This window comes from Mesorhizobium sp. M1342 (assembly GCF_040317955.1).
Taxonomy (GTDB): Bacteria; Pseudomonadota; Alphaproteobacteria; order Rhizobiales; family Rhizobiaceae; genus Mesorhizobium.
Map to the genome: position 1 here is coordinate 23,337 of NZ_JAMYLI010000038.1, position 26,958 is coordinate 50,294.

At 58.0% G+C, this 26,958-nt stretch carries 17 protein-coding genes and 5 pseudogenes; 13 read left to right on the forward strand and 9 right to left on the reverse strand.

Annotation, left to right across the window (positions count from 1 at the left end; translation table 11 throughout):
• Positions 1–63: 63 nt before the first annotated feature.
• Positions 64–1,017, reverse strand: a complete 954-nt coding sequence (locus NKH06_RS28655) for a glycosyltransferase family 10 domain-containing protein (protein WP_352894788.1) — start codon at positions 1,015–1,017, stop codon at positions 64–66.
• A gap of 174 nt (positions 1,018–1,191) precedes the next feature.
• A pseudogene (locus tag NKH06_RS28660) lies at positions 1,192–1,821 on the reverse strand (transposase); the annotation flags it as partial.
• Positions 1,822–2,219: 398 nt separating this feature from the next.
• Here NKH06_RS28660 and NKH06_RS28665 point away from each other — a divergent pair.
• Positions 2,220–2,690: a Ros/MucR family transcriptional regulator gene (locus tag NKH06_RS28665; RefSeq protein WP_023737111.1), complete on the forward strand. Its 471-nt coding sequence runs from the start codon at positions 2,220–2,222 to the stop codon at positions 2,688–2,690.
• A 218-nt stretch (positions 2,691–2,908) separates the two neighbouring features.
• Here the strand turns inward: NKH06_RS28665 and NKH06_RS28670 are convergent, their stop codons facing one another.
• Complete coding sequence (locus tag NKH06_RS28670) at positions 2,909–3,121, reverse strand: cold-shock protein (RefSeq protein WP_023737112.1); 213 nt, start codon at positions 3,119–3,121, stop codon at positions 2,909–2,911.
• Between the two features lie 345 nt (positions 3,122–3,466).
• Between NKH06_RS28670 and NKH06_RS28675 the strand changes: the two genes are divergently transcribed.
• The 4 genes from NKH06_RS28675 (at position 3,467) to NKH06_RS28685 (ending at position 7,023) form a co-directional block, all read left to right on the forward strand.
• On the forward strand, positions 3,467–3,721 hold the full coding sequence (locus tag NKH06_RS28675) for a hypothetical protein (RefSeq protein ID WP_352894790.1): 255 nt from the start codon (positions 3,467–3,469) through the stop codon (positions 3,719–3,721).
• A gap of 1,011 nt (positions 3,722–4,732) precedes the next feature.
• Complete coding sequence (locus tag NKH06_RS32070) at positions 4,733–4,975, forward strand: hypothetical protein (protein WP_502914509.1); 243 nt, start codon at positions 4,733–4,735, stop codon at positions 4,973–4,975.
• Between the two features lie 73 nt (positions 4,976–5,048).
• Positions 5,049–5,303 carry a hypothetical protein gene (locus tag NKH06_RS32075; protein WP_502914510.1) on the forward strand — a complete coding sequence of 85 codons (255 nt, stop codon included), beginning with the start codon at positions 5,049–5,051 and terminating at the stop codon, positions 5,301–5,303.
• Positions 5,304–5,565: 262 nt separating this feature from the next.
• Complete coding sequence (locus tag NKH06_RS28685) at positions 5,566–7,023, forward strand: NAD-dependent succinate-semialdehyde dehydrogenase (RefSeq protein WP_352894791.1); 1,458 nt, start codon at positions 5,566–5,568, stop codon at positions 7,021–7,023.
• An 816-nt stretch (positions 7,024–7,839) separates the two neighbouring features.
• Here NKH06_RS28685 and NKH06_RS28690 read toward each other — a convergent pair.
• The 3 genes from NKH06_RS28690 to NKH06_RS28700 all read right to left on the reverse strand — a co-directional run bounded on the left by NKH06_RS28690 (position 7,840) and on the right by NKH06_RS28700 (position 12,791).
• Positions 7,840–9,846 carry a class I tRNA ligase family protein gene (locus NKH06_RS28690; RefSeq protein WP_352894792.1) on the reverse strand — a complete coding sequence of 669 codons (2,007 nt, stop codon included), beginning with the start codon at positions 9,844–9,846 and terminating at the stop codon, positions 7,840–7,842.
• A gap of 327 nt (positions 9,847–10,173) precedes the next feature.
• A complete protein-coding gene (locus NKH06_RS28695; RefSeq protein WP_352894794.1) occupies positions 10,174–10,953 on the reverse strand; it encodes a phytanoyl-CoA dioxygenase family protein in 780 nt (259 codons plus the stop codon).
• A gap of 506 nt (positions 10,954–11,459) precedes the next feature.
• Complete coding sequence (locus NKH06_RS28700; RefSeq protein WP_352894796.1) at positions 11,460–12,791, reverse strand: lysine N(6)-hydroxylase/L-ornithine N(5)-oxygenase family protein; 1,332 nt, start codon at positions 12,789–12,791, stop codon at positions 11,460–11,462.
• Positions 12,792–13,400: 609 nt separating this feature from the next.
• On the opposite strand from NKH06_RS28700, the gene NKH06_RS28705 reads away from it, so the two are divergent.
• The gene (locus tag NKH06_RS28705) at positions 13,401–13,742 is read left to right on the forward strand and encodes a hypothetical protein (protein ID WP_352894797.1); all 342 of its coding nucleotides are present in this window, start codon (positions 13,401–13,403) and stop codon (positions 13,740–13,742) included.
• A gap of 179 nt (positions 13,743–13,921) precedes the next feature.
• On the opposite strand, the gene NKH06_RS28710 is transcribed toward NKH06_RS28705, so the two are convergent.
• Complete coding sequence (locus tag NKH06_RS28710) at positions 13,922–14,278, reverse strand: hypothetical protein (RefSeq protein ID WP_023736366.1); 357 nt, start codon at positions 14,276–14,278, stop codon at positions 13,922–13,924.
• A 587-nt stretch (positions 14,279–14,865) separates the two neighbouring features.
• Here NKH06_RS28710 and NKH06_RS28715 point away from each other — a divergent pair.
• Positions 14,866–15,224: pseudogene (locus NKH06_RS28715) on the forward strand (transposase); the annotation flags it as partial.
• Between the two features lie 414 nt (positions 15,225–15,638).
• On the opposite strand, the gene NKH06_RS28720 reads toward NKH06_RS28715, so the two are convergent.
• A complete protein-coding gene (locus NKH06_RS28720) occupies positions 15,639–15,806 on the reverse strand; it encodes a hypothetical protein (RefSeq protein WP_352894799.1) in 168 nt (55 codons plus the stop codon).
• A gap of 407 nt (positions 15,807–16,213) precedes the next feature.
• Between NKH06_RS28720 and NKH06_RS28725 the strand changes: the two are divergent.
• The 3 genes and pseudogenes from NKH06_RS28725 to NKH06_RS28735 form a co-directional block, all read left to right on the forward strand.
• Positions 16,214–18,298: pseudogene (locus tag NKH06_RS28725) on the forward strand (prolyl oligopeptidase family serine peptidase).
• Between the two features lie 203 nt (positions 18,299–18,501).
• Complete coding sequence (locus tag NKH06_RS28730; RefSeq protein ID WP_352894812.1) at positions 18,502–19,182, forward strand: OmpW/AlkL family protein; 681 nt, start codon at positions 18,502–18,504, stop codon at positions 19,180–19,182.
• Positions 19,183–19,276: 94 nt separating this feature from the next.
• Positions 19,277–19,777: pseudogene (locus tag NKH06_RS28735) on the forward strand (integrase core domain-containing protein); the annotation flags it as partial.
• Between the two features lie 277 nt (positions 19,778–20,054).
• Here NKH06_RS28735 and alr read toward each other — a convergent pair.
• On the reverse strand, positions 20,055–21,188 hold the full coding sequence (alr, locus tag NKH06_RS28740; protein ID WP_352894801.1) for an alanine racemase: 1,134 nt from the start codon (positions 21,186–21,188) through the stop codon (positions 20,055–20,057).
• A gap of 2,341 nt (positions 21,189–23,529) precedes the next feature.
• On the opposite strand from alr, the gene NKH06_RS28745 reads away from it, so the two are divergent.
• From NKH06_RS28745 to NKH06_RS28755, 3 genes and pseudogenes are all read left to right on the forward strand, one after another.
• A complete protein-coding gene (locus NKH06_RS28745) occupies positions 23,530–24,933 on the forward strand; it encodes a hypothetical protein (protein ID WP_352894802.1) in 1,404 nt (467 codons plus the stop codon).
• A gap of 654 nt (positions 24,934–25,587) precedes the next feature.
• Complete coding sequence (locus tag NKH06_RS28750; protein WP_352894803.1) at positions 25,588–26,670, forward strand: D-alanine--D-alanine ligase family protein; 1,083 nt, start codon at positions 25,588–25,590, stop codon at positions 26,668–26,670.
• A gap of 29 nt (positions 26,671–26,699) precedes the next feature.
• A pseudogene (locus NKH06_RS28755) lies at positions 26,700–26,910 on the forward strand (IS66 family transposase); the annotation flags it as partial.
• Positions 26,911–26,958 lie beyond the last annotated feature (48 nt).

A 26,958-nucleotide genomic window follows, 5' to 3' on the forward strand; every position in this document is an offset into this window, starting at 1 on the left:
CGTTCCGTACCGATCTCGCCAGACCACCAACCGCCGGGCACGCGAAGCGAGCGTTGGAGTACTTCATTCGTCCATTGCAAAATCGACTTCAGGCGAATCGATGTGTATAATTTCCGGCGGTAAGGGTTTATCCTGAACGCTTTCGATGAAGCCCGCGAGATAAGCAAATGTATTGTATTTCTCGAGGACCAACCGCTTCGCCTCTCTTATTGCGCCGCGACGTTCCTTCCAGAGGTCCGAGTCGATGATTTCTTGAATTTTTGGGATTACGTTCTTGTCCTCTGGGTCAATCAGAACCATAGAGTCCGAAGGGAAGAACCTCGTGATTGCCGGGCTGCCGTAATAGATCGGCATTGTTTCAGCAACGAAGCAGTCCATAAGCTTCTCTGTAAAATAGTAATCAGCACGAGTATTCTCGAACGCTATACTGTAACGGTAAGGTGCGAGTGCGTTCCATTTATCTCCAATCAGCCGAAAACCTCGGCCGAACAGGTCAAAATCGAGCTCCTTTCTCAGCCGTTCCAGAAACGCCAGCCGATATCGATGTCCTTTAAGCAGGGCGATGTCACTGGTAATCCATGAGAGCCGAAGCGGCTTATCCACGACTTCGCTGACCAGAAGTTGGTCATATGTCTTGTTTACAGACCAAGACCGAGTGATAGGTGGAGACAAAACGAATCGGCGCGCTGCATTCTGCCGAGCAGCCAGCTCTGCGTCACACGTCAGGACGATAGTATTTTTCCCCTGCCCTTCATGAAACGCGCGATGAGCTTTCGTCGGCGGTTCGCCGATTGCAAAAATTGTCCTGTTTGGGCTCGCCTCGATATCAACAGGGAGCCCAAAAAGAGAAGCAGAGTTAAAGACGATATGCCAATCGGGCACGAAGGATGTCGTGCGAACAAAAGCGACATTGTTCCAGATTCCACTCCCCTTTGGAGTGAGATGGTGGATTGCATCATCCAAAACGCCCCAAGAATCTAGACATGTAGCAACAATGGGCGCCGGGCGTTCCGTCAACAATTTGGCCGACAAAGCAGTTCCACTCCCTCACTCGTGAAGGTACTCAATGGCCATTCAGGATTGCGGTAACATTGGGCAGCATAAACCTTCCGGGACCCGCTGTCGAGGCAATTGTCGCTTTGCACTTGACCAGGTTCTTCCTCGCTTTGTGCGGTGATCGGGCCGGCTGAGTGGCAGCATGCGTGCCCAAAGGAGTTCGCAGCCCGCTCTGCCTACATCGTACGTTTAATCGTCTTCAGGCGGTTGATCAGCCCTTTCGCCTGCCGTTGCTCCGTGATAGTTCAATGGCATCGCGAACGGCGTCAACGTCACGGCGTAGGACCCTACCGAAACGCGGGATGGCGACGAACCCGGAGTTGACGCCACGTCGATCGAAGTGTCGAGCTTGCCCAATTCACAGGCCCCGCAAAATGCCGCGGAAGCGCATGGCAAGCCTGCGCATAGTGGCAAACTCATGTGACCCCTGCTTCAGGACGTCGACCTTTGTGGCCTGGTTGATCGTCAGCACATCCCGAGGCTTCGTGCAGAGGGCCGGGGCCACTACCGGCGAGATCACACGGCCGGTCGCGGGATTCCGTATGGGACAGCGTCGTCTGGCAGGTTGACGCGTATGATTGAAGCAGGCGACGCACTGTCCTTGCCCGGCCTCTCGGCACGGCGCCAGCTTGCGAGAAGCCGCTCCAGATTCGAGAAGCTGCCCGTGTCGCCGCGCTGTTAATCGTGGAACAGGTGTCGTCCGCAGCGATTGCCGTCTCTCGAGGACCGGCAAAGAAACGCCTCGAAATACATTGATGTCCTTGGTTACCAGCGGCGGTTCCCAGCCCCTTGGAAGAGCGGCTCACCGGGCGATGAACTTACATTTGGCCATTGCCAATGAACGTCCATCGTCCTGACGCCCACCAGCAAGCGATCACGATCCCTCGATTTCACAGTGCAAAGAAGTAAAGCGGGACACAAATAGCGCGCTTAGCCTCGACTACTAGCAACTTCGGCGCAAAGTTACAGCCGGGACGCGCCACGCACCACGGCAGGGTCGCCAACAACGAGTGGCTCAGCGGTCACGACGGGAAATATGGCGCATCGATGTCGCTTCTGGACGAGCATTGGCAATAACGCTGTCGAGACATTGTTGCTTTCAGCGGCAACCGGCCCTATGAAGCGACGCTTCGCTGACTATGTTTCACCGCCTGGAGAGTTTCATGACAGAAGAAGCCGGAAAAAACGTCGACACCCTCATTGAGCTTGCCGCCGATGTCGTGTCGGCCTATGTCTCCAACAATCCGATCCCGGTGGGGGATCTCCCTGCCCTCATCGGCCAAGTGCATGCGGCTCTGACAGCGACGGCCGGAGGTGTCTCTGCGCAAGAGCCGGTTGCCCTTACGCCTGCAGTCCCGATCAGGAAATCGGTGACACCGGACTACATCATCTCCCTTGAGGACGGGAAGAAATTCAAATCGCTAAAGCGCCATCTGTCGACCCACTATGGGCTGACGCCGGATGGATATCGGGCCAAATGGGGCCTGCCGGCGGATTATCCCATGGTCGCGCCGAACTACGCCGCGGCGCGCTCGACATTGGCCAAGACGATGGGGCTCGGCCGCAAACCGAAGGCGCCGGAAGCGCCGGAGCCTGCGCCGACGAAGCGAACCCGCAAGAAGGTCGCGGCTTGATTTCGGCAATCGAGATTCGTTCTGGAGCGTTGCAGCCATCGGCTTAATCTGCGCGTCATATAAAAAGGCGGGGCCAACCCCGCCTTCCTTTCAAACAACCTTGTTTCATGAGGAATTCGCGACCCTGCAGCAATCTGCTGCCCTCAGTTTTTGCTCGGTCCCATCGAGCGGCCGTGAGGACTTATGTGCTTACTCTTGCCAGGACGCAGGAGAAAATTTCAACCAGCTTTGCTGAGGCTGCCAGCGGAGGACTTGCCCGTGCGGCGATCCTGCTCGATCTCATAGTTGATCTTCTGGCCGTCAACGAGGGTCGAGAGGCCCGCGCGTTCGACAGCGGAAATGTGGACGAAAACATCCGGACCGCCATTGTCGGGCTGGATAAATCCAAACCCCTTGGTGCTGTTGAACCACTTTACCGTTCCAGTCGGCATATACTTGTTCCTTCTTTTACAATGCAACGTGGGCAGGCCATTAGACCTGTCCGAGTCATAGCCGAGAGTTGGGCGCAGCAAAAAGCGAAAAATTGTTAAGCCCCGATCAGCTGGCGCACTCCTTTGTGGGCGTAGCCGCCAGCAAGCACTGTCCTACACTACCGCTTGAGCGTGGCCGGAAGCGCACAATTTCTTCCAACGCTCCTCAGCGCCACGTCGATGGCTCGGGTTTGGAGGCGCGGGACGTAAGGCCGACCGCTGCTCGTGCCGCCAGGTCAAAGGCCGGGTAGTTCACGGAGCTGCCTTCGTGCATAACACCTTGGGAGCGCCTTAAGGAGTTTCGTGTTGGATTGTTTCAAGAGGGTCGAGGGGTTGATCGATGCGACCAGCGTGGAAGCGATCGATAGCGCGCGCGTTTTGCTGGACCAGTTCAAGGGCAAGTCAGAAACAATCGCCCAAGCGATTGACGACTTCCTGCTTGATTTCATCACCTTGCTGTTTGTGATAGAAGCCACCCGCGAGCAGTTCCACAATCCGGCGAGGCGGTTAGCGCGCATCAGATTGAGCAAGGTCAGGCTGTTACTCACCCGATGCCCTTGACCTAAAGCGACCACTCCGCCAGGCATGCATTTGCAGCCGAGCGCACCAGGCGGTATTTTACGCACATGAAATCAATCGCGACCGCTAAATTCTGCTGTTTGGTGCCCAGGGACGACGGCAAGCGCGGACAGCTTCCGTGCTGCTGTCCTGCAGCGGCAAATGTGCTGCATGCCCCCATCCAAGGCGAGCTCGACGTTTGTTTCTTACGTTGACCAAGGTCCCGCGAAAACACTCCCCTTCCCGCAGCAACTCATTACGTTCAACGGCCTCGCGGCAGGCCATCACGCCAGAAGAGAGCAACGGCATCGTTTTTCCCGCCCAGTCCTGCGACCTCGTTTTTCAGCGCCTCGCGAATGTCGCCACCCGCCGTTTTTTTTCAGGTCCGTCTTCGCGCGCGAGCTGGCTCCGCGCCCACTTAGCTACGCTGCTCACGCCTCTGCCCTTCAGCACCGCCCGGTCTGACTGTCGAGGACATCGGTCCGCTGCAACGACAACATCTTTCAATTCTGACCGTCGGTGCAGCGGCCTTCGAAGCGCATCCGTGTACCCCTCCCCGGCAGCGCGCCTAATCGTCTTCCGAAGGAAGAAGATATTCTCAGCCGTGCTCGCGTCGCCTTCAGCCCTGTTTAATTGCCCACAATGTCGGATGCGCAACATGGCAGAGCCCGATTTGTCAACAGCCTCCAATGGTTTTCTGATCTGGCACGGTGCATGCCTGGTCGTCCGCAAGACGTAGCGGACCAAGGAAAATCCCTCCAATGGCCACCTCCCCAAGAACACCGCCGCAGGTCTCCTGGGTCCATCCGAAGGTGAGGCTCGAGTGAGCCCTGGGCCCATGATTCATCTGGCTCGGCGCTGCCCGCTGATCCTCCCACGGGGAGGCGAAGACGCAGCGCGTTCATCAAAATTAGGAACAAATCACTTTTGCCTCGAACCCTTTGCCTTGCCAAACGCAGCCATCGATCGCCCCCCTAGCTGCGCAAGGCGTTCACTGCCACCGCCCTGGCCCTGGTGACGACCGCTCCGGCTCTGGCCGCCACCGACGGCGGCAAGATCGCGGATTTCCTGCTCGGCAATGGCATGGGTCGACATCCCCGATCACCGCGCGCCAATCGTCACTCATATGGTCTGGTACAAGGTCGGCAGCGCCGACGAGCACCCGGCAAATCCGCACTTGCCCATTTCCTCGAGCGTCTGATCTTCAAAGCGACCACCAACCGCGCCGACAGCGAGTTCACCGAGCCGTCTAAGTGAGTGGCGGCTACAATAACGCCCTCACCGCCTATGACTCGTTTTGGGCGAGATGATGGGCTTCGAGGCAGATCGCATGTTCAACCTCATCCTCAACGAGGATGATATCAAGACCGAGCGAAATGTGATCCTGGAGGAGCGCCGTTGGCGCAGAGAGACGAACCCGCAGGTCTGCTGGACGAGGAGGTCAACACGACATTGCGGCCAAATCAGCCCTACCGCATTCCGGTCAAACGGCTGGATGCGGGAGATGGAAAAGCTGAACGGCACCGACGCATTCACGATCTACAACAAATATTGCCGACCGAACGACGCGGTGGCCGGCACGTAGAACCAGGCGCTGGCCGCGAAGACCTTTGGCAGGGTTGTGCGCGGGCCGGACCTGCCCGCGCGCAACCGCCGGTCGAGCCCGGCTAGTAGAACCGCGACTCATCTTCTAGCGAATTCAGGTATTCTCCCTTTCCAGTTGGCAACCGTGGTCTGCTAGCTGTCTGACCGAGGTCCTATGAGGAGCTTGGACGTCCGGACTACACACCGAACCAGCTATATACGCCTGGCGTTGAGGAGGAAACCGATTGCCCCTGTGCCCGCCGATGATTCGTCACCTGAGATCCCCTGACCTGTTTGGACCCATCGATCGCCTGCCGGCACTTGGCACGCGGATTAGAGAGCGGACATTCGAGGTCCTCAACCCGTCGACCGGCGAAGTGCTGGCAGAACTACCTGACATGGGAGTCGAAGAGACATGCGCTGGAATCGAGAAGGCCTATGTCGCGCAGCCTGGATGGGCAGGGTTTACCGCCCGTGAGCGCAGCGATGTTCTATGGCGATGGCATGAGTTGATCATCGACCACACCGACGATCTCGCTGCAATTCTCACCGCGGAGATGGGCAAGCCGCTTGCCGAGGCCAAATCGGAGATATCGCATGCTGCGGCGTATCTGCAATGGTACGCCGAGGAGGCAAATCGCGTCTATGGCGAGACGATCTCCGCACCATCGACGGACCGCCGAATGCTGGTGATCAAGCAGCCCATCGGGGTGGTCGGCACGATCACCCCATGGAATTTCCCGGCCTCGATGGTGGCGCGCAAAATCTCGCCAGCCTTGGCGGCGGGCTGCACGATTGTCCTCAAGCCCGCTGAACAGACGCCGCTCGTGGCTGGAGCAATGTTCGCCCTCGCCCATCAGGCAGGCTTCCCCGAAGGCGTCGTCAACCTGATCTATGCGTCCGAAGGTGACGCGGTCGGCCGCGAACTTTGCACAAATCCCAAGGTCCGCAAGATCAGCTTCACCGGCTCTACTGAGATCGGGCGCTTACTCATGCGCCAGTGCTCGGACCAGATCAAAAAAGTCAGCCTAGAGCTCGGCGGCAATGCACCCTTCATCGTCTTCGATGATGCCGATATCGATGCCGCGGTTGACGGTGCGATCCAGGCGAAGTACCGCAATGCCGGCCAGACCTGCGTTTCAGCGAACCGCCTTTACGTCCAGTCGCGCGTTCACGACGAGTTCGTCGAGAAATTCGTGGAACGGGCTCGCCAACATCAAGTTGGTGACGGTTTCGCTCCCGGAGTGGACATCGGGCCTCTCATCGACAAGCAGGCTTTGGCCAAGATTGAATCCCATATTGCCGATGCCGTAGCTAAAGGCGGCGCAATTCGATGCGGGGGCAAACGCGTCGGCACGAATGGCACGTTTTTCCAACCAACGGTCCTGACCGGTGTCACCAGCGAGATGACCGTGGCGCAAGAAGAGACATTCGGGCCGCTCGCACCGATTATTCGCTTCAACGATGCGGATCAGGTCGTGCGTGATGCCAATGAAACGATCTACGGCCTCGCGGCGTATTTTTATGCCTCTAACCTGAAGCGTGTCTGGCGTGTCGCCGAGGCCTTGGAATATGGAATGGTCGGGGTAAATACCGGCCGGATGTCTTCGGAAGCGGCGCCGTTCGGTGGGATAAAACAGTCCGGCATCGGGCGGGAGGGATCCCGCCATGGCCTCGAGGACTACCTCGAAATGAAATACCTCTGCATGGGCGGCATCTGAAGCATCGGCTTGCAGGGTTCACAGACGGGTTACCTAGCGAGCGATCTCCAAACATGTGAATTGTAGAATCGCTCCTCGATTGGGAACTGAGGGGCGGTCCGCACCCGAGCAAACACGCAATCCTGAGGAGCCGCCTAAAATAGCTGGATGTATCTCTCGACGAGACAAGCGTCTGCATTTTCGGCGAAGACGGCGCGCATGCGACGGAGGATACGCTTGCGATTTGGCGGCCCTCGCCGACTGTCCTCAGTCGACGGGCTGTCGTTGCGCGGTCTGGTTGGAAGCTTGTGCACCAAGCCATGGTCAACGCTGATGAGCAATATCCGGCTTCAGCGGCAGAATTTGGACCTGCTACATTCCGATATCAGTCGCTCAGCTGTTCTTCGGCTGACTGCCGCGCCGGTACACGCTCGGACAGAATCGAAGGTACCATCACGCGGCATTCGCATCCACATTGGTGATCGGCGCACGGTCCAGGGCGCGGCAGGTTGACCAAGCGGGTCGAACCGAATGACAGCCTTGACCGGCTGGAGGACGGAAATCCCGATGCCGAAGAGGTTGGTCAGCCCCAGTCGAGCCCACACGCATTTTCGGCACGAACAGCAAGGGCTGGGAAGCGATCGGCCGAGCGGTCCTTGAAGGGGCGGGCCAGGGTTGTTTGACGACGCGTTGGTTCAGGTCAGCTAATCTAGTCTCTACCGTTCAGAGCGGCTTCCCTCGCCAGTGACAGCGAGTCAAAATAGGTTGGCATCGTCGGCTTTGATTGCCGCGCAGATCTGGTCGAGATGGGGACAGCTCACTGGTGCACCTTTGGGCTCATAGTGTTTCCTCGTCATCGAGATGAGGATTGCCGGATTTGGCGTAGAACACCACCACGGGTCCGAGATCAAAGCGCGTCCCGGGCGCAAGGCGCTGGACGGACCGGGGCCATGTTTCGGTTGAGGCGCCATCGATGCCTCGCGCCAGCGTTTTGGCGAAGCGGGGCATCAGCGGAGCGAGTGTCGGTGCCAGGATCGCAGCGGCCGTCGTCTGAAGGGCTAGCGAAGTCTGATTGCGGGCAGGATAGAAACGTCGCGCCGCCGCAAAGTCTCGCGCCCCGCGGTAGATCACGCAATCGCGCACGAATTCGCAGACCTGAGTGGCCGCGCGCCGAACCGAGAAGCCTTCGTCCGAATAGGCGCGCTCCATCGCAGCGCGATAGATCTCTATGCGAGCAAAGAAGGCGCGGTCGACCGGGCTCCAGTCGCCTGCATCGGGTACACGGCCGGCAAAATCCTGCTTGATTTCCTGGTTCAACGCCTCAAGCCAGTTCAGCCAGATGCTTTGGAACACCTCGTTCTCGGTGCGGCGCAGCGCGTCCAGCGTGAAATCCGTCCGCTCACCTTCCGGGCGTGTCAGGCCCAAATGAAGGCGCACGACATCGACTGTCTTTGGGCTCAGAACCTCCTTGCCCCAGACCGCATGGCGGCAGCTGGTTGAGAACTTCTTGCCGTCGAGCAGGTAGAACTCGTTGACGTGATAGCGGATGCGTGGCTTCCAGTGGGTGAAGACCTCGGCGTAAAGAGCGGGGTAGAGTAGCGCGTGGTAGAACGAATTGTCGAAGCCGAAGAAATGGACAATCTGCCAGTCGTTGCCGGGCATCTCCGCCTTCCAGTCGCGACCCATCGAGCGGCCGAGCGCCTGGATGTTGTACAGAAAACCGAAGGCCATCTCCGGCCAGACCCAGATCACTTGCCCCGGGAACCCTTCCGCCGGCAGGCCCCAGTCCGAGGGGTGGGTAATGGGCACTGAAAATTTCCCGCGTCGGCGTACGCGTGCGAAGAGATCCAAGATCCGTAGCGGGGCCCCAGACGCCCTCAGATGCCGGTCGACATTGTCGAAGCATCGGTCCAGCGCAAGTTCAGCGCGGCGGACGGAGCCGACCAGCGGCGCCTCGGCAGACTGCCGTGATTGGGCTGCACGCAGGTCGTGGCAAAGGTTTGGGGCGCCGCATTCCTCGCAGATGTTGCCACCCGCGGACCCGCCGCAATCGGGGCAGAGGCCGCTAACATCCGGCTCGTAAAGATAACGGCCTGTCACGGCATCGAAAAGCGCAGGGCTCTGGCGCAGATCTATCGCCGTGCTGCTCAGAAGAAGACTGCGGAAACAGGCGGCTTGAAACTCGCCATAACCGTCATCGCCCATTGTGGCTTGGAAGCTGTGGACCTCACAATCGAGAAGTGCAAGCGTGGCGCGAATCTCGTCGGCGTAGTAGCGCGCCACATTTGCAGGCGTCGATTGATCGGCATCGGCGCGTGTCGCGACGTAGCTCTGGTAATCGTCGCTTCCGGTCAGGTGATAGGCCTCGACTCCTTTCATGCGCAGGAAACGAGTATAGACGTCAGCGCCGAAATAGGGGCCAGAAAGATGCCCCAGATGCAGATCGCCATTTGGCGTTGGCGGCGTGGAGAAGACGAAGATCGGCCCGCGTGGAGGCGTGGTCTTTGCAGCGGCATCAAGGGCGGCCTCGCCGTCTCGCCAGTAGACATCGACGAAATCTAGGTCTTCGTTTCCGTCGTTGCGCAGCACATGCGCTTCAAAAGGGTGGAACAGAACGACATCGCCCGCCTCGACCGAGATTTCCCCCCGGTCGGTGGTGACATTGCCCGATCCTGACAGGATCACGAACGCCTCGATTTCGTCGTGCCGATGGGGCTCGGATGTGACGCCGGCTCCAACCTTTCCGAATGAAAACCCCGTGCGAGCGCTGCCCGTTCCAAGCGTGGCCATGTCGATACCGAACGCCCGCGACAGCTCCGTTCGAGAAAACTTGTATTTGCGCATGATAAGGAAACCCTAGCTGTAACAGTGGCACCTTCGGCTGCCAATGCAACAGCCGCCCGTGCATTTCGTGGACAGAAACGGTAGCCAGGCCCGTTGGCAGCCCCGGCCGGGATAGTGCAGCTCTGGGCCGCCAGGCGAGGCGGGCACTAGTCGGGCTGTAGGCGCACAGAAGACCGCCTGCGACCACCTCCGCAATCCACGTGCCAAAGCGTCGTAACGGGCTGCGGTCGATGCTCCGCGAGCCCGCAAATCAGACGTCCATACCGTCCGCGCATTTTTGAGCGGTCGATCAGTTTCGTGTGCATGCCTCCGCCTGGCTGCGTGAGCTCAATCGCGATAGAAGATGCCATTTGGGGGCTTGAGATTGTCGAGATCGGCCACTTTGCCCTCGGGCGGGTTAAGGGCGCGCTTAAGCACGTTATATTCAGCGCGGGTCGGCCCGCCGGTTGAAGCACGCTGGAACACCAAGTAGAGTGTCCGCCGAGAACGATTGCTTTTGTTCGGTCGTGAGTAGTGCGGTGCGTAATCGTCGAAGATGAAGATGTCGCCAGCCTTCCATACTACGGGTTCCCAGGAGAACTTTTCGGCAACTTGAGGGTCGATCACCCCACCGGCATCCATGGGAAACACCCCCTTCTTGTGGTTGCCGGGGCTGAAAAAAAGCCCGCCGTTTTCCTCGTCGGAGTCGTCGATGCCTATGGCAACCACCGCATGGACCATCCGATCCGGGAGTTTGTGTGGAATGTGATAAATGTCCTGATGCGGGAGATAGCCGCCGCTGTCGGGGTAGTGGAAAATCAGCAACTCCTTGAGCCTGCGCGAAGCTTCGCCAAGCAACTCCTCGACCGCTGACTTTATGCGCTGATCTTCTAAGAGCAAACGACGCAATGGATCATGGAAGTCGAGAAAATTCTCCATCTTGGAGGTGATCTTTCGATTGTCCGTCGTCTTCTCGAACCACATGAGCCATTTATCATCGCTGACGACCCAGCGTGACATATCTTCGACAAAGATAGAGATATCTTCCTGAGCCGCTGGATCGAAGAACCTTTCGAGCCTGACGTATCCGTCCTTCTGCCACTTTTCTCTTTGTGCATCAGTCAACATGCGAAAAGCCTCCTGTTGGAAAGACTGGTTTGGTTGGACATGCCAATTAGGGCGGTCGGGCGCTGATCAAGTTGCGGGTCCACGGAGACGGACTCACGTGATGAGGGAGGCGATGCTAAGTGCGTTCCGCTCCGGCGGATATTGTCCGCAGAAGCTCGGCGCGAGACCGCCTATGTCAGGCTCAGCCGGCTCTAGGGGTTCCGTAAACTGGGCCGGATCAATCGCTTCACCCGGTTCAACCACGACACGCATCGCCAAAGGCCGGCACCATCCGCTACCTGCCGACCCAGCCATGGCCGCCAAGACCACGGCGGTCTTTCGAGTGAGCGACTTGGTACGGCCTTGGCAACCGTAGGGGAAATGCACGCCCCCAGAGTGATGCGATGCGCCGCTTGGTCGAAGGGCTTGGTCGGTCACGATGATATCGGAGAAGCCTCCGGGGTTCGCCGCGGCGCAGGCGGGCATCATTCCTAGGATGCCACCGCCGATGATCAAAAGCATACGAGTCATATTCCACTGCCCATTTCTTCGGCTGCGTGGTTGGGCCAGCTCTCGATCGAGGTATGGGTGATGAAGCCAGGATGCTCGGGGTTCGCGCATGGCGCGCGCCCAAGTAGGCTATCTAGGATGCGACGCGCGCGCCAGGCCAGCAAGCTTAGGTTCGGATCGGCCAGGCCGCGCTGCCCGAGGCTCGCATTTTGTACGAAGATGCGTCTGTCACACGGTCCGTCCCAGCTCACCGAAAAATCCTCGCGAATAGCTAATTCATTGTCGATCTGCTCCAAGCGGCCCATGATCGGTTCCAACAAGCTTGGGACCGCGTTCTCGTAACCGGTGGCCAGGATGACGATGTCAGCCGTGACTTCTTCGACCTCGTCCATGCCATGCTGCAGGGTCAGCCTGTGACCCGGTCCGGCGTTGATGCAGTGCGAGACGGTGCAGCCCGGCCGCAGTGTGATGTCGCATGGGTTTGGCTCGAAAAATGCATGGCGGTACAGCGCCTGATAGATCGCGCGCAACGTGCTTTCCGAAATGCCGTCCGAGGCAAGCACGAAACGCCGCAGGAGCAGCTTACGCTGCGACTCGCTCATCGCCGCGAAGCGATCCGAAAAGCAGGGCATGAACAACTCGTTTGTGAACGGGCTGTTGTCCAGAGGCAGATAGTTTTCGCGCTGCGAGACCCAAGTGATCGAGGCAGGCCGCCGTTCGTTCTGCAGGCCGACAAGGTGCAACATCACCTCGGCTCCCGACTGGCCTCCGCCGACAACGCAGACATGCTTTCTCCGCAACTCAGGGTGGATGTGCAGTAAAACCGATGAGTGGAACAGGTTGCGTCCAATCCAGCCCTGAAATTGAGGCGGAATTTGCGCCTGCTTGCCAATGCCGACCACAACGTTTCTGGCGCCGAGAACCGCCTTATCCGTCCGCACCTGAAACTCGCCGTCAAAGCGGATTTCGCGCACTGTCTCGCCGCCACGCACAAGTGGGTTCCTGTGGAAGACCCAGTTCAGGTATTGTTCGAACTCCACTCTGAGCACGGCTTCGAACTGTGCGTTCAGGAAGTGATACAGACGCCCGTTCTCGTGCAGGAAGTTTACGAAAGTGTAGGCTGACCGCGGATTCACTAGAGTGACCAGGTCCTTGAAGTGGCTGACCTGGAGCTCCGAGGAAACGAATGCGATGCCTGGATGCCAGCGGAAGTCGACCTGCCGATCCAGGAACACTGCCCCTTTCCCAACTTGCTCGTGTATCTGACACGCAAGGCTCAAATTGGACGGGCCAGCACCGATCCCAACGCAACATAACTCCACCTGCTTCCTCCTATAGCGTCTTCCCACTAGGCGGCTTGTTCGCGGCAATATCGGCCATAGCCATTAGCCTCCGCTCACGGACTTCGAGCTTCAGTCCCGACCGGGCTTGCGAGAATTTGTCCTGCGCGTTCGGGTCTTCGCATGTAGACCCGCGCATTCCAGCGCGGTGACAATCGACGGGTCATGCCGGCGACGTGGGCAACGACGTTTGTCCTTTCCGCCCGTCTGGATGCCCCCCTCGCCGTCACGCGAGGAGCTTTCCAGGCCCACTAAGGTGTTTCAAGCCGGCGCAATCGCCTGCCTCGACCATGACGCGCCGGCCTTTCGGCGGCTTGATGGCAGGCGAGAGCGCGGTTTTCACTGCGGCGACGGCATTTTCGGTGCGCATGATCATGGACGACGTCTCGCTGATGCGTTCGCAGAGTCCCATGCATGGGCCGTGCCAGAGAAGGAAGTTTTATTAAACAATGGGTTGGCGGATTTTCGATCCTGTCGGAAGTCCGACATTGGGGGGACGCCTCACTGCGGCGCCCGATTTGCACGTCGATGTCGCCTTTTTCCGATAGCTAATCGGGCACCTTCTGCACCAGAATACTTCTCTTGTGGAGACCAGCACGAAGTGTTCATGAACGGACAGTGCAGAACCTTGCGTCTCTGCCGGACAGAGTACCCGCACGACGGCATCTGTTCCCCGCCGACCAGCCGACCGCGTGGCAAAGATTGAGAGCGGCGAAGCTTGCGCTAACGGCCACATTTCTCCGGTATTTCAGCGATGCATTCCTCGAGACGCTTCAGGCGGCACTTCGCATTGCGAAGTTCATGTCCGGCGTCGAAACGCCGATGGCGCCCCTGAGGTGTATTCGTCACGAGATCGCGCTCCAGTTCGGCAATGCGCGCACGCAACCTGCCGAGCCTCTTCCTGACGCAATGCATTTATCCATCCACGCCCGCGAATCGGTCTTCCTGGCAACACCCTAGAAGCTATGCGGGTTGTGCCACCGAGACGTAATTTCCGGCAAGCCCACGCTCTAAACATCCGCGAGAAAGCGTTCTTCGGGAAGAAGGCTGACGCTGCTTGGGGGAAAGCACTAGGAACCCTCGGATCTGACGCATCGCGTCGGCCGATTGCGGCAGCTCCAAAGCGCAGGGACAGGCCGTCAAGCGCCGGGCAGCGTGCCCTTCATCGACATTGCGAAGACATCGAGCAGGATGGCCAGCCCGACGCCGCACGCGGTCAGGATGAGGCCGGCCATGAAGATGCGGTTGGCGCGTTCGTAGATGGGTCGGCGCAACGAGCTCATGTCGAGTAGCAGGGACAGCGCCCGCAACTGCAACGTGATGCCGACCAGGATCGGCACAACGGCGAACAGGTCGTAGAGCCGCCATGGCATGGGGTTCGCCGCCCAATGCGTGACGAAGCCGAGCGAAAAGGCAAGCAGAATGCCGACGACGGTGATTGTGCCGTTGCGAAAAATCGTCTCGATCAGCTCTTCCTTCGGATCGTGTTCGTCCAAGCGTCCCTCCTCTCACTCAGCAGTTGCAGGCCTTTGCACGGTCGACGTAGGCTCTCGGGAAATCCCTGTACATCGCCGCCAACTAGTCAAGGGCCGAGGACCGAAGCCGCGAGGTAAACGTTTTGGTTGCGCGGCCCTCATCACTTCCTCAGGCGCCATCGGCCTTTGCCGCGAAGTGAACGATGGAAGCGCCGCCTGCCACGGGTGCTGCGCTCAGAGCGGCAGGGTCAAGAGCGTCATTTCAGCTGGAGTGTCTACAATGAAATAAAAAAAGCTGAATGGCACTCTAGGGCCTGTTGAGATTCATCGTGAGTTTATGACGGCGGCAGCGAGTTGGATGATTGCGTTGAAGCTCTGGTCGGTTTTGTCAGCTCGCATGGCCATACGCTCGAACTCCTTGAGTTTGCAGAAGAGTTATCGATGAGATGACGCCATTTGTAGAGTTCGAGATTGAGAGGGAGCGGCAAGGCGCGTCTCGGATGCTGCGAGATGACGATCTTGGCTCGCCGCGTTCGTTCAGATCGGCAATGATGGTGTTGCTGTCGAAGGCCTTAGCGGCGATCAGCCCGCCGAAGGCGAGGACGCCCGAGGCCACAAGCACGCAAGGGCGCGCCGTCGCCGACCAGATCCGGCCGAAGGTACCGAAGCTGGCGACAATCATGGACGACGCCGAGCCAGACGTGCTTGCCTACATGACTTTCCCCTAGGGAGCACCGCGCCAAGCTGCACTCGACAACCCGATCGAACGCCTCAACGGCGAGATCAAGCGCCGCACCGAGGTCATCGGCGTCTTCCCAAGGATGATGCCATCGTCCGCCTGGTCGGCGCGATCCTGCTCGAACAGAACGACGAATGGGCCGTGCAGCGCGCCAGATACATGACGCTGGAAACCATCAGCCAAATGAGCGATGATCCGCTCATCAGCCTGCCAGCCGTGGCACGCTGATCAGCCCGGCCCCATGCGGGAGAGCGCGGCGACCAAGCCGTCAGCTACACCTGTACGGGGCGATGATTGTCAAGCTTGATTCGTTCCTCATCTCCTCGTTCGGCTGATTGGCGACCATCTGCTCGTGCCAACCTGGCTTCGAACTGGCCGCCGCCCGCAGTGACGGTCAAGGGTAGCTGCAGGCCATCGTGAAGCGACTTGTCCTTGACGGTCACGAGCACGGGCGCCGCCTTTGCCGGGTCAGGTGGAGCTCTTTCCGGTGGGGCCAAATGCCGACGACAGATTTCCGAGGCGAGCTCGCCGAGGCAGGCGCGAAGGTCGCGCGGCAGACTTGTATGCGGTAGATCGCAGTGGATTTGACCATGATGCAGCATGCGCATCGGTGGCGAAGCTCCGGGGCGGTGCGTCCCATTCCTAGGTCGGCGGTCCGAACTGCGAGGTCGCCACTCCAGCCAATCGCGCGATCGCCGACACATTCGCGCCAGGCTTCAGCGTCGCCTCGATCAGCGCGCCTTCGCTTGCGCCGACCAGCGCCGCAGACGCTGCGGGCTTGCCTCCGGTTCGGAACCGCCTCAAGAACATGGAAACTTCTATCATCAGGCATAGGCGCAGATATAGAAATTGACACCGCAAGCTCCACGTTCCTTCAGTGTCATCATCTCTCGCCCATCATCTGATGCCGCGCCAGATGGATGGGCTCCGCGCTTACACTAGATCGATCAGGCGCCTACCGTTGCAGTCATTGTCGGAACTACGACGATGTCGGACATAAGACACAGCGCTATCAAAGTGATCGTATTGTTCTGAAAAGATTTTCCTGGTTGGCACGACACATGCAAGTCCTATGCGCAAACGCACTGCCGCGCCGCACCAACTGAGAAGACCTCATCCATGATCACGCTCGCCGAGCATGCGGTCTCCGCCGCAAACACTGAGCTTGCCCGAGCGGAAGGAAGCCTTTGCGCTTTCATTCTTCAGGTTGTACGGACATGACCGCGTTCGATTTCCGTCCAACTCTGAATGCTCCCGACGATGATCCCTATCTTTGGCTTGAAGATATAAAAGGCGAACGGGCACTTGACTGGAGCGCCAGCCAGTCGGCCAGGACACTGGGGCAGTTCGGTGGAACGCAGTTCGATCGCGACCGTGAGGCCCTGACAGCGATCTTCGCCGTCCTGAAAAGATTCCCTTGATCACCCGCCGCGGCCCGTACCTCTACAATTTCTGGCAAGATGCCGGAAATCCGCGCGGACTGTGGCGCCGGCCCACCCTTGCCGCCTACATGAAAGTTGAGCCCCAGTGGGAGCTACTGCTCGATCTGGACGCCCTCGCCGCTAGCGACGGAGAGGACTGGATCTGGCGCGGCGCGTGCGTTGAGCCGGAGAGACGGGAAAGAGCCGTTCTACGCCTGTCGCGCGGCGGCAGCGAGGCGGTGGTACATCGCGAATTCGATCTGGAGTCTCTTAGCTTCGTCGCCGACGGTTTCAACCTCGCGGAGGCCAAGGGCGGCATTGAATGGCTCGACCCTGACACGCTTCTGCTTTCTAGTGCGTTTGGTGATGGCATGGCGACCCGTTGCGGCTACGCGCGCACCGTTCGGTTGTGGAAGCGTGGCGCGGATCCGCTCACCGCGCCGGTACTCTTCGAGACCGGTTCCGAATCTCTCGGGGTGTCCGGCCATCTGGACCGCACCGCCGAGAGCGAGCGCCTCTGGTTCATCGAGCAGTCGACCTTCTTTGAGAAGATCGGCCGAATCGGTGACAGGAGCGGGCCGAAGACGCGGATCGACCTTCCTCGAGACGCCTCGTGGAGCGGGTTCAGCGACTGGCTGGCGGTAAAGCCGCGCAAGCCATGGACAGTGGGAGGGATGACACATCCCGCGGACGCGCTGATCGGCATCTCGCTTTCCTCCTTCATCGCCGGCGAGCGCAGTTTTGCCATCCTCTTTGAAACAGGCCACAGGCGCTCCCTGCAGTCATTCTTCTGGAATAACGGGAAGCTCATTATCTCCTACCTCGTCAACCTCGATCCGCGTTTGGAGATGTTCACTCCCGCCCGCCAGGAATGGACGCGCCGAGCGCTGGACACCGTGCCCACCGAAGGGACTGTTTACCTTCGGTCGCTCGATGCGGAACTTCACGAGACCAATGGAGAGGTCCTCATTTCGGCTCAGGACCCGATCACGCCGCCGAAGCTTCTCCTATTAGACCTCAACGCCGCGGCGCCTTTCGGCGCTCCAGTAATCCTGAAGCGCAACCCGGAGAATTTCGACGCATCCGGGCTGGTGATCACGCGCCACGAGGCAGTCTCGACTGATGGTGAGATGATCCCCTATACGGAGGTCAGTCCGGCGAACGGGAACGGGGATGCCCCGGTTCACCTCACCGCCTACGGCGGGTTCGGCCTATCGCGCCTGCCCCACTACAACTCCTCGCTCGGCAAGCTGTGGCTCGAACGCCGCGGCACCTGTGTGGTGGCGAACATCCGGGGTGGCGGAGAGTTCGGCACCCGTTGGCACGAGGCCGGGCGCAGTGAGGGCAAGCGTCTCGCCCATGACGATTTCGCCGCCGTTGCCGCCGACCTCGTGCGAAGAGGCATTACGCTGCCGAGGCGGATTGCCGCCCAGAGCGGCTCAAATGGCGGCCTTCTGATCGCCAATATGCTTACCCGCTATCATGAGCGTTTCGGCGCGCTGTTCTGCACAATTCCGCTTGTCGACATGCGCCGCTACACCAAGCTTTTGGCGGGCGCGAGCTGGATTGACGAATATGGAGATCCCGACAAGCCGGAGGAATGGATTTTCCTAAAGGAAATCTCCGCCTATCACGCCGCGACGCCGGGACAGCCCTACCCGCCGATCCTGCTTGCCACCACTAAGCGGGACGACCGCGTCCACCCGGGCCACGCACGTAAGATGGCGCAAAGCTGCAGGCTCTTGACTATCCCTTTACTTCTACGAGCCCGGCGCGGGCGGCCACAGCTACGGCAAGAACACTCGGTAGCGGGCGGCATTCATTGCCTTGGGCACCAATTTCCTTCGCAGTGCGATCGGCTGGCAAGCCGATGGCGTTTGATAGGTAGACGGAGACAAAGGGCAACGTTTCAATAAGTGAGCACAGCGCGATGATTGCGAGTACGGGGCAAATAATGTGAGCACAGTCTCACGCAAACTGCGCATGAGCGCCGCGGCAATCCCCAGCAATTCGAGCAAGATTTTTCGTAATTCAGTCCACATTTTTCTGAAAAGCAAGGAGAGAATATCATGGCGAGAAACCAAATGCGCGCGGCGCGGGGAGTAACAGCGGCCGTCATCCTCATGGTGGTGGGGCAGCAGGCCGTCGCGGCGGACCTTGCGCAAGCGGCGAGCGTCCCGCAGGCGGGAGCCTTGGTCACGGAAGCGCCAAGCCCTTGGCAGATCCGCCTGCGCGCGTTGGGCGTCATCGCTGAGGATTCGGGCTACGTTAATAGGGTACCCGGCTCCGGTCTTTCCTTTTCGGACACGGTGCCGCCGGAACTCGATATCTCCTATTTCTTCACGGACAACATCGCCGCCGAACTCATACTCGGCACCACCTATGCCAACATCGAGGGCCAAGGAGCGATCGGCGGGCTAGGCAATATCGGCAAGGTTTGGCTGCTGCCGCCCACGCTCACATTGCAGTATCATTTTACCAATTTCGGCGCTTTCAAGCCCTATGTCGGCGCTGGCGTGAACTACACGATCTTCTATAACCAGGATGCCGGCAGCGTCGATGCTCTCAAGGTTAAGAACACGTTCGGCACCGCGCTGCAGGTCGGGTTCGACTACATGGTGGATCAGCACTGGGGGGTCAACTTCGACGTGAAGAAGCTTTTCCTCAAGCCAGACTTCGACGTCACGGTCGACGGCGCGAAGCTGACGGGAAAGGCGGAGCTCGATCCCTGGTTGATAGGCGCAGGTGTCACCTACCGCTTCTAACAACGAAAGGTGAAGGCGGCTGCTGATAGCTGATCGGAAATGAAGGGCGCCTCGTGCGCCCTTTCCACGCAGCACGGGCGAGTCGACCCGGATCTGCACGCGCGAGTGCCTAGGGTTGGTCGCGGATACGTCTCTGTCCGGCGTGAGGGTTGCCCGCGAACTCGATCGGCTCATGATCGAACGCGGCAAGCCGAAGATGGTGGTCAGTGACAATGGCAGCGAACTGACCAGCAATGCGATCCTTGCCTGGGCCGATGCAAGCCGCGTGGACTGGCATTATATCGCGCCGGGCAAGCCAATGCAGAACGGCTTCATCGAGAGCTTCAACGGTCGCCTCCGTGACGAACTGCTGAACGAGATGCTGTTCACCTCATTGGCGCAGGCGCGCGCGGTCTTGGCCAGTTGGCGGACAGATTACAACATCAATCGCCCACATTCGCGGCTCGGATGGAAGACCCCCTTCGAGTTCGCCCACACCTTCACCCCGCGACGGGACACAGCGATGCGCACCATGATCAGCTCCGCGCCTGTGCCCGTCGCTCAAACCGCCCAACAGGGCAACATTGATCGCCGGAGCGAACTCAGGATTGGATAAAACTTGGGGGCAACGTCACCTGCGCCCTTGTCGGATCAAATGGGCTGCAAGCGCCTCCATGCTGAGGCTGTCGGACCTTGTCGTGGACACTAATCAGCGCGACGACGCGATCAGGATCACCCCGTCGGCACTTAACTTCTTGCCGCTCCGCGATCGCGAAGCGAGTTAGTCCAACCCTAATTATGTGAGGCCCGGATTATACTATGCGCAGTTTGGGGCGCGCGATCTTCTGGGGCAGCGAGCGGTGGACGAGTATTCACCTCAGCCAGTCGGTCGGCTATCTGTGCAACCCAGGGATATCCGTATCCCCAAGGTACGAACGAACGGATCTTGAGCCAAGCGCCGTCAAGACCTCGTTAGGTATGGAACCTATTGATTTGGCGAGCTCATCAACCGATTGCGACGGGCCACAGACCTCGACCAAATCTCCGAGGGACGGCTTTAGATCTGCCGCCGAGCTAAGGTCAATAATCGACGTGTCCATGGAAACGCGACCCAAGACGCCAGCCGCCCGGCCTTTGTAATAGACCCGAAGTCCATCCCGATTAGCCGCAGAACGTGTGTAGCGCGGATACCCGTCTGCATAGCCCAAAGAAATTACCCCGATCAAGCTGTCCCTCTCTAGCCTGTGAGCCCTTCCATAGCCAACGTAATCTCCGTGACGAAGTGTCTTCACCTGGAGGAGCCGCGCATGCACAGAGACAACTTGTCGAAAGGGGCTGCTGCGGTTTGCGAACGGATTACCGCCATAGAGACCTATACCCGGACGAACCAGTTCAAAATGGGCCCTGTGACCGAGGAAGCACCCCGCCGAACCGGCTAGCGAGGCCCGCCGGAGCGCTCCGAACTCCCTTCGGACCTGGCAAAAGGTGTCAACCTGCTCTCTGTTACGAGGGTCTGAAGGATCGTCGGCACAGGCCAAATGGCTCATGATCAGATCGAAATAGTGTAAGCGACCTTCGACCTGATGTTTGAGAGTATCCAACTCCTCCATGCGGAACCCGAGTCGATTGATCCCGGTGTCGACATGCAGGGCGGCTCCGCCAGTCCAGCTTTCGCGTTCGCAGAACTCGATCCAAAGCCGAACCTGAGACTCCGAAGTGAGAACCGGCTTAAGGTTGTGCGTCTTGTGGGCGGACTCGGTGCCAGGAAGGAGTCCATTTAGGACGTATATCTCACTTGCAGCGTTTTGCTGGCGGAGCTGAGCCCCTTCCTGGAGATGCGCCACGAAAAAGCTTGCGCAGCCCTGCAACGTCAACCGGCGAGTGACGGCAGCGAGCCCTACTCCATAGGCGTCCGCCTTAACTACAGCCGCAACTTCTGCCATTGGGCAAAGAGCACGGAACTCGTCGAAATTCGAGGCAAGGTTATCTAGGTTAATCTTTAAACGAATCGAATGGCAGTTCAGCATTATTCTTACCACGGATGATCACTAAAACAAAGCTGCCGATACGGAGGCTTTCTGCTGTCGGCATGCCAGCATCACCTCTTGGCCAATAACATCTCTGTCACATTGCTCACAATTAGCCCGATTTGCCTCCCCGGGGACGAAGTCCCCAACTTGAGCTGAAGCTTATTGGCCGGGTTGGACTCAAGCGGCTGCTCTGAAGAATACTCGCCGCGACCGTAGATCGCCCTATCGACTGACCCTCTTCAGCTAGGAAGGCACCTTTTTGCCGGCGAGCCAAGGACGCGTTCGATTACGCTCGTTTTTTAAGGCTGCCAGTCCCTCGCAGACGAGGATGGTTTGAACCAAACCACACCAACGAGACCGCTTATCCAAGGAGTAATGAGCAGCTTCAGGCTTTAAGATTTTTTCACACATCGACAAAGCGTGAGACAACCGCATTCGTTTGTGAGAGACCGCCACGCCATGTTTTCTGAAACATCTTCTCGGCTCACACCCTGACTGATCAGCATATCGCGATAGCATTTAAAGGCGTTCAACGTGGCTTCATCTATTATCATTTTCCACCTTTCGTTATTTAAGAACCTACCGTGTCGCCCAACAGGTTGGGGCAGCCCGCGCCTGTAGCGATACTTCTTCGGCCTGGTTTTGTGATCCACACCGGGGGCGCTCATAACGGAGCTCAGCGCCGCCCCAGCGTAACCCTGCGGGCTGCGCCTGGCCTTGCGTGCGGAGCCGACTCTCCGGGAGCGACCAATTGGCCTCTCCGCCTGCGGGCATTCCGGCGAATCGGCCCGATTCAACGCTGAGTGGGAAACTTCGCAGGAGCCATAACCTGACATCCGAGCCACGCATAGGGATCGACGATTTTCGGGATGGCAGCATGCCGGTTCATAGAGCCAGGCCTAATATACCGCTCTGCGTAGCCGAGATTGCCACCACGCCAGCTTCGTCTAACAGGTCGCCGACCACCTTCTTAGTCTCGTGCGCTATACTAATGACTGGATCACCACAGAGGCACCTTCAGAGGTCTCCGCATATTTCGAAAATTTCACTTCATAATTGGTCTGAACTCCCCACTAGAGCCTCCTCTTCCACATAGACTCGCCTTCCTGGAGGCAGACAGCGCGGAACGCTTCTAACTGCGAACCACTAACCGTAAACTATTTATCGTGGTCCGCGCGCAAAGGTATTGTGAAACTGTATTACAGGGATGTTAATAGTGGCAGATCTGGCCGGAAAGAACCGAGACAGACCTCGTCAGTCTAGTCTAGCTAGTTCGCAAATTTCTGACGCTTGCCAGGATATTCAGGCTTTGGGCCGCGCCCGATTTTCACTTCGACACGGAGATGGCGGAACGAATTGAGTTGAAAGCTGGCACGATCGGGCCTGTGGCGGGGCTCAGCCGGATTGACAAAGTGCCCTCGATGCCCGCTGCGGCTTCACATTGCCTGCTTCACCACGCCGTCGTTATCCACATCGCGGGATCAAGCTACCGCCTTCGACAGCAGCCGATCTCGTCCCGAGCACGTTCGATCAAAGGCACATATCAACCCGCCTCCGCTGCCGAAAAAACGCGGCAGCCGCCCGGATTGAAATCAGACGATCAAGAGGTTGGCTGTTCACCGGGCCCCTTCACCTGTCTGGTAGGGAAATTGACCGCCCAATACGCGGAGACTTCGGTGCCCATTTAACACCCACACCCGCCCCTCGACGAGATCGGACTGGCTGGGGCTACTACTCCCACGAACTGGCCATCGAACACGGTCCGCGTCCGATCGGGACCGGAGTTCATCTCTAGCGACTTGGCACACCAAAACGACGTCACTCAACCTTCGCTGCTAAGCAAACGGGAGGACGATGTATTCATCAGGAATTTCAGTCCGGCTGCGGGCCGGAGTGCCGTGACGCGCACTGATTTTCGAACTTTGCAGATACGACGAACAGCTGGAAGATTGGCGCAGAGGTTAAGGAATGAGCTCCGCACGGCGTGATCGGTAATAAGGTCCGGCAGCGACCGTGACCGGCACAACACGCCAGCCCTGCTAACCAAGGCCAGAAAGCTCTGAGGCTGTCGAGCGTGAGGCGGAGTAGTGGTTAAAACCAGCCTCTTACCGCCGCAGTCCTCGCAGAGAACCGCCGAACAGCGGCCAAAGCCGCAGCGCCACCACATGTGGTAGTTCCTTGAAAATGGTCAACACTCTATCTTTCAAGTCCCGAGCGACCAAGCGAGCACAAAATGGTCCGCGACGTTACTCCGACCTTGCTAATGAGGCGGAGCCAATTGAGCAGAATCCGTGCGCTCCCAAACAATCTGTCGGATCGCGCGATCCAGGAAGTGTCCATGACAGTTATGATGGTGCCTGCAATCAGCGAGGCGGATACACAAATTGAGCGCCGACTTTGCGAGATCGCAACTTCCGATTTAGCCTCGATCTGGGAAGCTCAAGACGAGCTATCCAGCGAAATAGCACAGGCGGGCATGCACTTTGAAGGGCGGACGTATCCTGTATGTCTTCGACCGCTTGCGATGGATTGCGGTCTGGCAAATCACCTCAGCGCCACCAGTGAGGCCGTGATTAAGCTCCTCGACGTCGCCGCTGAGCTTTATTGCCACAATGAAGAAGTACAAGACCTATTTCCCGCTCATAAACCTGTGCAGCATTTAATCACTGATCTCCCGAAACATCGCCCGATCGCAACGATATGCAGATTGGATGGCCTTGTCGGCAGCGATGGATATTATAAAATAATTGAAACCAACGCCGAATCGCCTGGGGGCGTTATTCAGAACGGCCTCGCCGCGCAGGTCTGGAGCCGTATACCAAACCCATTGACACATGGCCTGTCACTCGACGCTAGTGGGCGGCAGCCTTTCGCCAAAGATCCGACCTGCTTTGTCCGGGAGCTGGTGTCTGCCTATAGCTCTGCGACTGGCGCCGAACTTAGAACTGCTGCCGTAGTGAACTTTCGCGGCCGTTATACAAACGAAGTAGATTGGATTGTGAATGGCCTGAGAGACGCGGGTGTCAAAGCAGCGTTGCTAGATGCCAGCGCGATGAAGCGAACACCTCGTGGGCTAGTTGGACCGGACGGCGACCTGATCGAACTTGTTTACAATAAGCTTGATCCAAGGGACCTCATTGAAGCCACGGAACCTAAAGATTATTTAGATGCCTGCGCGGCGCAAGAGGTCGTTTCTATAAATCCGTGGATTTCCCAGTGGATATTGTCCGACAAGGCGATCCTTGCCCTGCTCAGCGATGACCGATTCAGTTCGCACTTCAACGCGGAGCAGATCGCGCTAATTGCGCGCCACATTCCATGGACCCGACTTGTCAGGTCGGGAGTAACAACTGACCCCGAGCGGCGTCAGACCGATCTGATCAGTTACATCCGGAAGAACAGGGTCAATCTTGTTCTCAAGCCCTCTAACGCGACGCGTGGCGAGCATGTCTTGGTAGGGTGTCTCACATCTTCAGAGGCGTGGGAAGAACACATTGATCGCGCCGCTGTCAACCCGTACGTCGTTCAGGAACACGTCAGGCCAGGGGAGATCACGGCTCTTCACCCGCCAAGTCGCTTGATCAAGAAAATGGCGTATGGAATTGACTGTTATGTATTCGGTGGGAAGCTGGCAGGCTTTCAGTCGCGCGCAAGCTTCGATCCTGTGATGAACGTTGGACGGAGCGGAATTCTGCTACCGGTCGCTCTCGCGAATCTCTCTGAGAGTTGCACAACTTTATAACGACCGAGGACGCATGCCTTTTGAGAAGAGCTGCAGCCCAATCCATAGACGAACACTGGTCGGCCGCGGCCAATTGCCTTGCAGCCTTCACAGCCGAGGAATGTAGGCACTTGGTCGAAGCAGCCGGAGTAGTCAAATCTGCTTGTCTGATAGCCTTCTGTCGTTCGAGGGCAAAGTGGGTTGCCGCCTGCGGGCCTTCACCACCCGCAGCCGCGAGAGGGGTGGGATCGACGAACCGTCGGTCGTAAGGACCGAGCTACAGGATGATCGTCACCCTCTTTCCACGAGGCCTGAAGGGATAGCCGGGATTCTAGCGCCCGATGACAAGCGCGGGACACGGAATAGATGACCGCAAGGGACTGTCAGGAATCTTGTGCGTGAGGCCGGTTGTCGTCATTGGCTGACGAACCTGTGCAGAAGACGGCATTCGCGCCGCACCACCGCATACGCTGCACTCGATTACGCAGTCATACACCGGTACGCTCGCAGCGAACGCTCGCGTATGACGGCATTTTCGTACGCAAGGTGCTCACTCAATCGAAGCCTGCTTCCCAATCAGTTTCAATCCTAGAACCTACCAGAGTTGGGAGGTATCATAAAAGCCTACGAATGCTACCGTCTAAGTGTCCGCGAACGGTTAAGGAAAAGCGACAAATGACTCTTGATGTTTCTTTCATGTTCGGCGGATATTCTACAGAGTATGATTCGTCAATATCCTCCCTAAAAAACTGTATTTCCTCATTTATTTCTATTCCGCTCAACCATCGGCCATTCTGCATAAGACACTTGTATCACATAAGCAGGCAAGATGGCTTGGTTCGTACAGTTCAATTCCATGACGGTTTTACATCTTCAGATCTGCAAGACTGCATTCTTAACCTCGATCATCTTCCTGGCAGTAAGCTAATAAACGCGATAGAAGATATTGAGAAGCGCAAGGAATATGTTGTCAATTTGTTGCATGGGCAGTTTGGCGAAGACGGGGGAGCTCAGACGATTGCAGCGCTTTCAGGCCTAAAAGGCACGTTCGGTGACCCGCAAGTCGCATCGCTAACGATGAATAAATATGCAATGTCGTCATTTGTTTCCTCGCTGTTGCCTGCTGGGATCGTGAGAGTGCCGGCGACGAGGCTAATAAACTCCAGGAATTTAGACGATGCAATACGAATCGCACGGTCGTTTCGAGGTCCGGTTGTAGTAAAGCCCAACTCGCTGGGCTTATCGCTGTTTACTGCGCTATTTCCGAATCCGGCAGCGCGCGAAGCGGAGATCACAGAGCTTGTTCTTAACGTGCTCAGGTATGACACTGCAGTGCTATTCCAAGAATTCATCTTCGGGGATGAATATTCTTGCGGTTGTATAATGGAATTATTCGAAGTGACACCTCTGCCGGTTGTCAAGATTGAAACTGAAAATCATTTTTTTGGTCCAGCTGAGAAGAGCAACGCAAACCTCGCTGTGAAAAGGTTGATTGACGGAAATGGTACGATTTCTAATCGGATTAAAAATATTACTAGGCAAATCGCAAATTCTATGAACCTTTGTAACATTTCCAGATTCGACTTTGTGGTTGCGCCGAATGACGATGTCTTTTTTTTGGAATGCAATTATATTCCGGGGTTGGCGAAGGGTAGTATTTTGGATATGGCCATTCAGAGTCATGGAATGACCGTTATCGAACTGATTGCACGTATAGCTTCGCACTCGAGACCCTTTGAAAGGAAGGCCATAAAGTAAAGGTGGCCAGTAGGATTTCGTCATAAGCGCGCAACTGGACCTTGGCCGGTTCCAGCGCGGCGCCGGGCGCGCCGCCGTCATGCTTACCCTCATCACCTCGGTACGCCTCGACGACGTCGACCCGAAAGTTTGCCTCGCCGACGTCCTGGCCCGCATTGCCGATCTTCCCACCTCGCGTCTGCACGACTGCTGCGCGGGCAATGGAAGCGCCTGCGCGAAGCTGATCAGCAGGCCGTCTGACCTTCACGCAACGCCATCATAGAGCCGCCGCGACCTCGCGCGCGTTCG

What these genes read in the sequence shown, in the direction of transcription:
- NKH06_RS28665 (WP_023737111.1), top strand. Translation starts at nt 2,220, where the DNA reads ATGACAGAAGAAGCCGGAAAAAACGTCGACACCCTCATTGAGCTTGCC.
- NKH06_RS28730 (WP_352894812.1), top strand. Translation starts at nt 18,502, where the DNA reads ATGCGCGCGGCGCGGGGAGTAACAGCGGCCGTCATCCTCATGGTGGTG.
- NKH06_RS28695 (WP_352894794.1), bottom strand. Translation starts at nt 10,953, where the DNA reads ATGTTGACTGATGCACAAAGAGAAAAGTGGCAGAAGGACGGATACGTC.
- NKH06_RS28745 (WP_352894802.1), top strand. Translation starts at nt 23,530, where the DNA reads ATGACAGTTATGATGGTGCCTGCAATCAGCGAGGCGGATACACAAATT.
- alr (WP_352894801.1), bottom strand. Translation starts at nt 21,188, where the DNA reads ATGCTGAACTGCCATTCGATTCGTTTAAAGATTAACCTAGATAACCTT.
- NKH06_RS28670 (WP_023737112.1), bottom strand. Translation starts at nt 3,121, where the DNA reads ATGCCGACTGGAACGGTAAAGTGGTTCAACAGCACCAAGGGGTTTGGA.
- NKH06_RS32075 (WP_502914510.1), top strand. Translation starts at nt 5,049, where the DNA reads ATGTTCAACCTCATCCTCAACGAGGATGATATCAAGACCGAGCGAAAT.
- NKH06_RS28750 (WP_352894803.1), top strand. Translation starts at nt 25,588, where the DNA reads ATGACTCTTGATGTTTCTTTCATGTTCGGCGGATATTCTACAGAGTAT.
- NKH06_RS28720 (WP_352894799.1), bottom strand. Translation starts at nt 15,806, where the DNA reads ATGTTCTTGAGGCGGTTCCGAACCGGAGGCAAGCCCGCAGCGTCTGCG.
- NKH06_RS28690 (WP_352894792.1), bottom strand. Translation starts at nt 9,846, where the DNA reads ATGCGCAAATACAAGTTTTCTCGAACGGAGCTGTCGCGGGCGTTCGGT.
- NKH06_RS28685 (WP_352894791.1), top strand. Translation starts at nt 5,566, where the DNA reads ATGATTCGTCACCTGAGATCCCCTGACCTGTTTGGACCCATCGATCGC.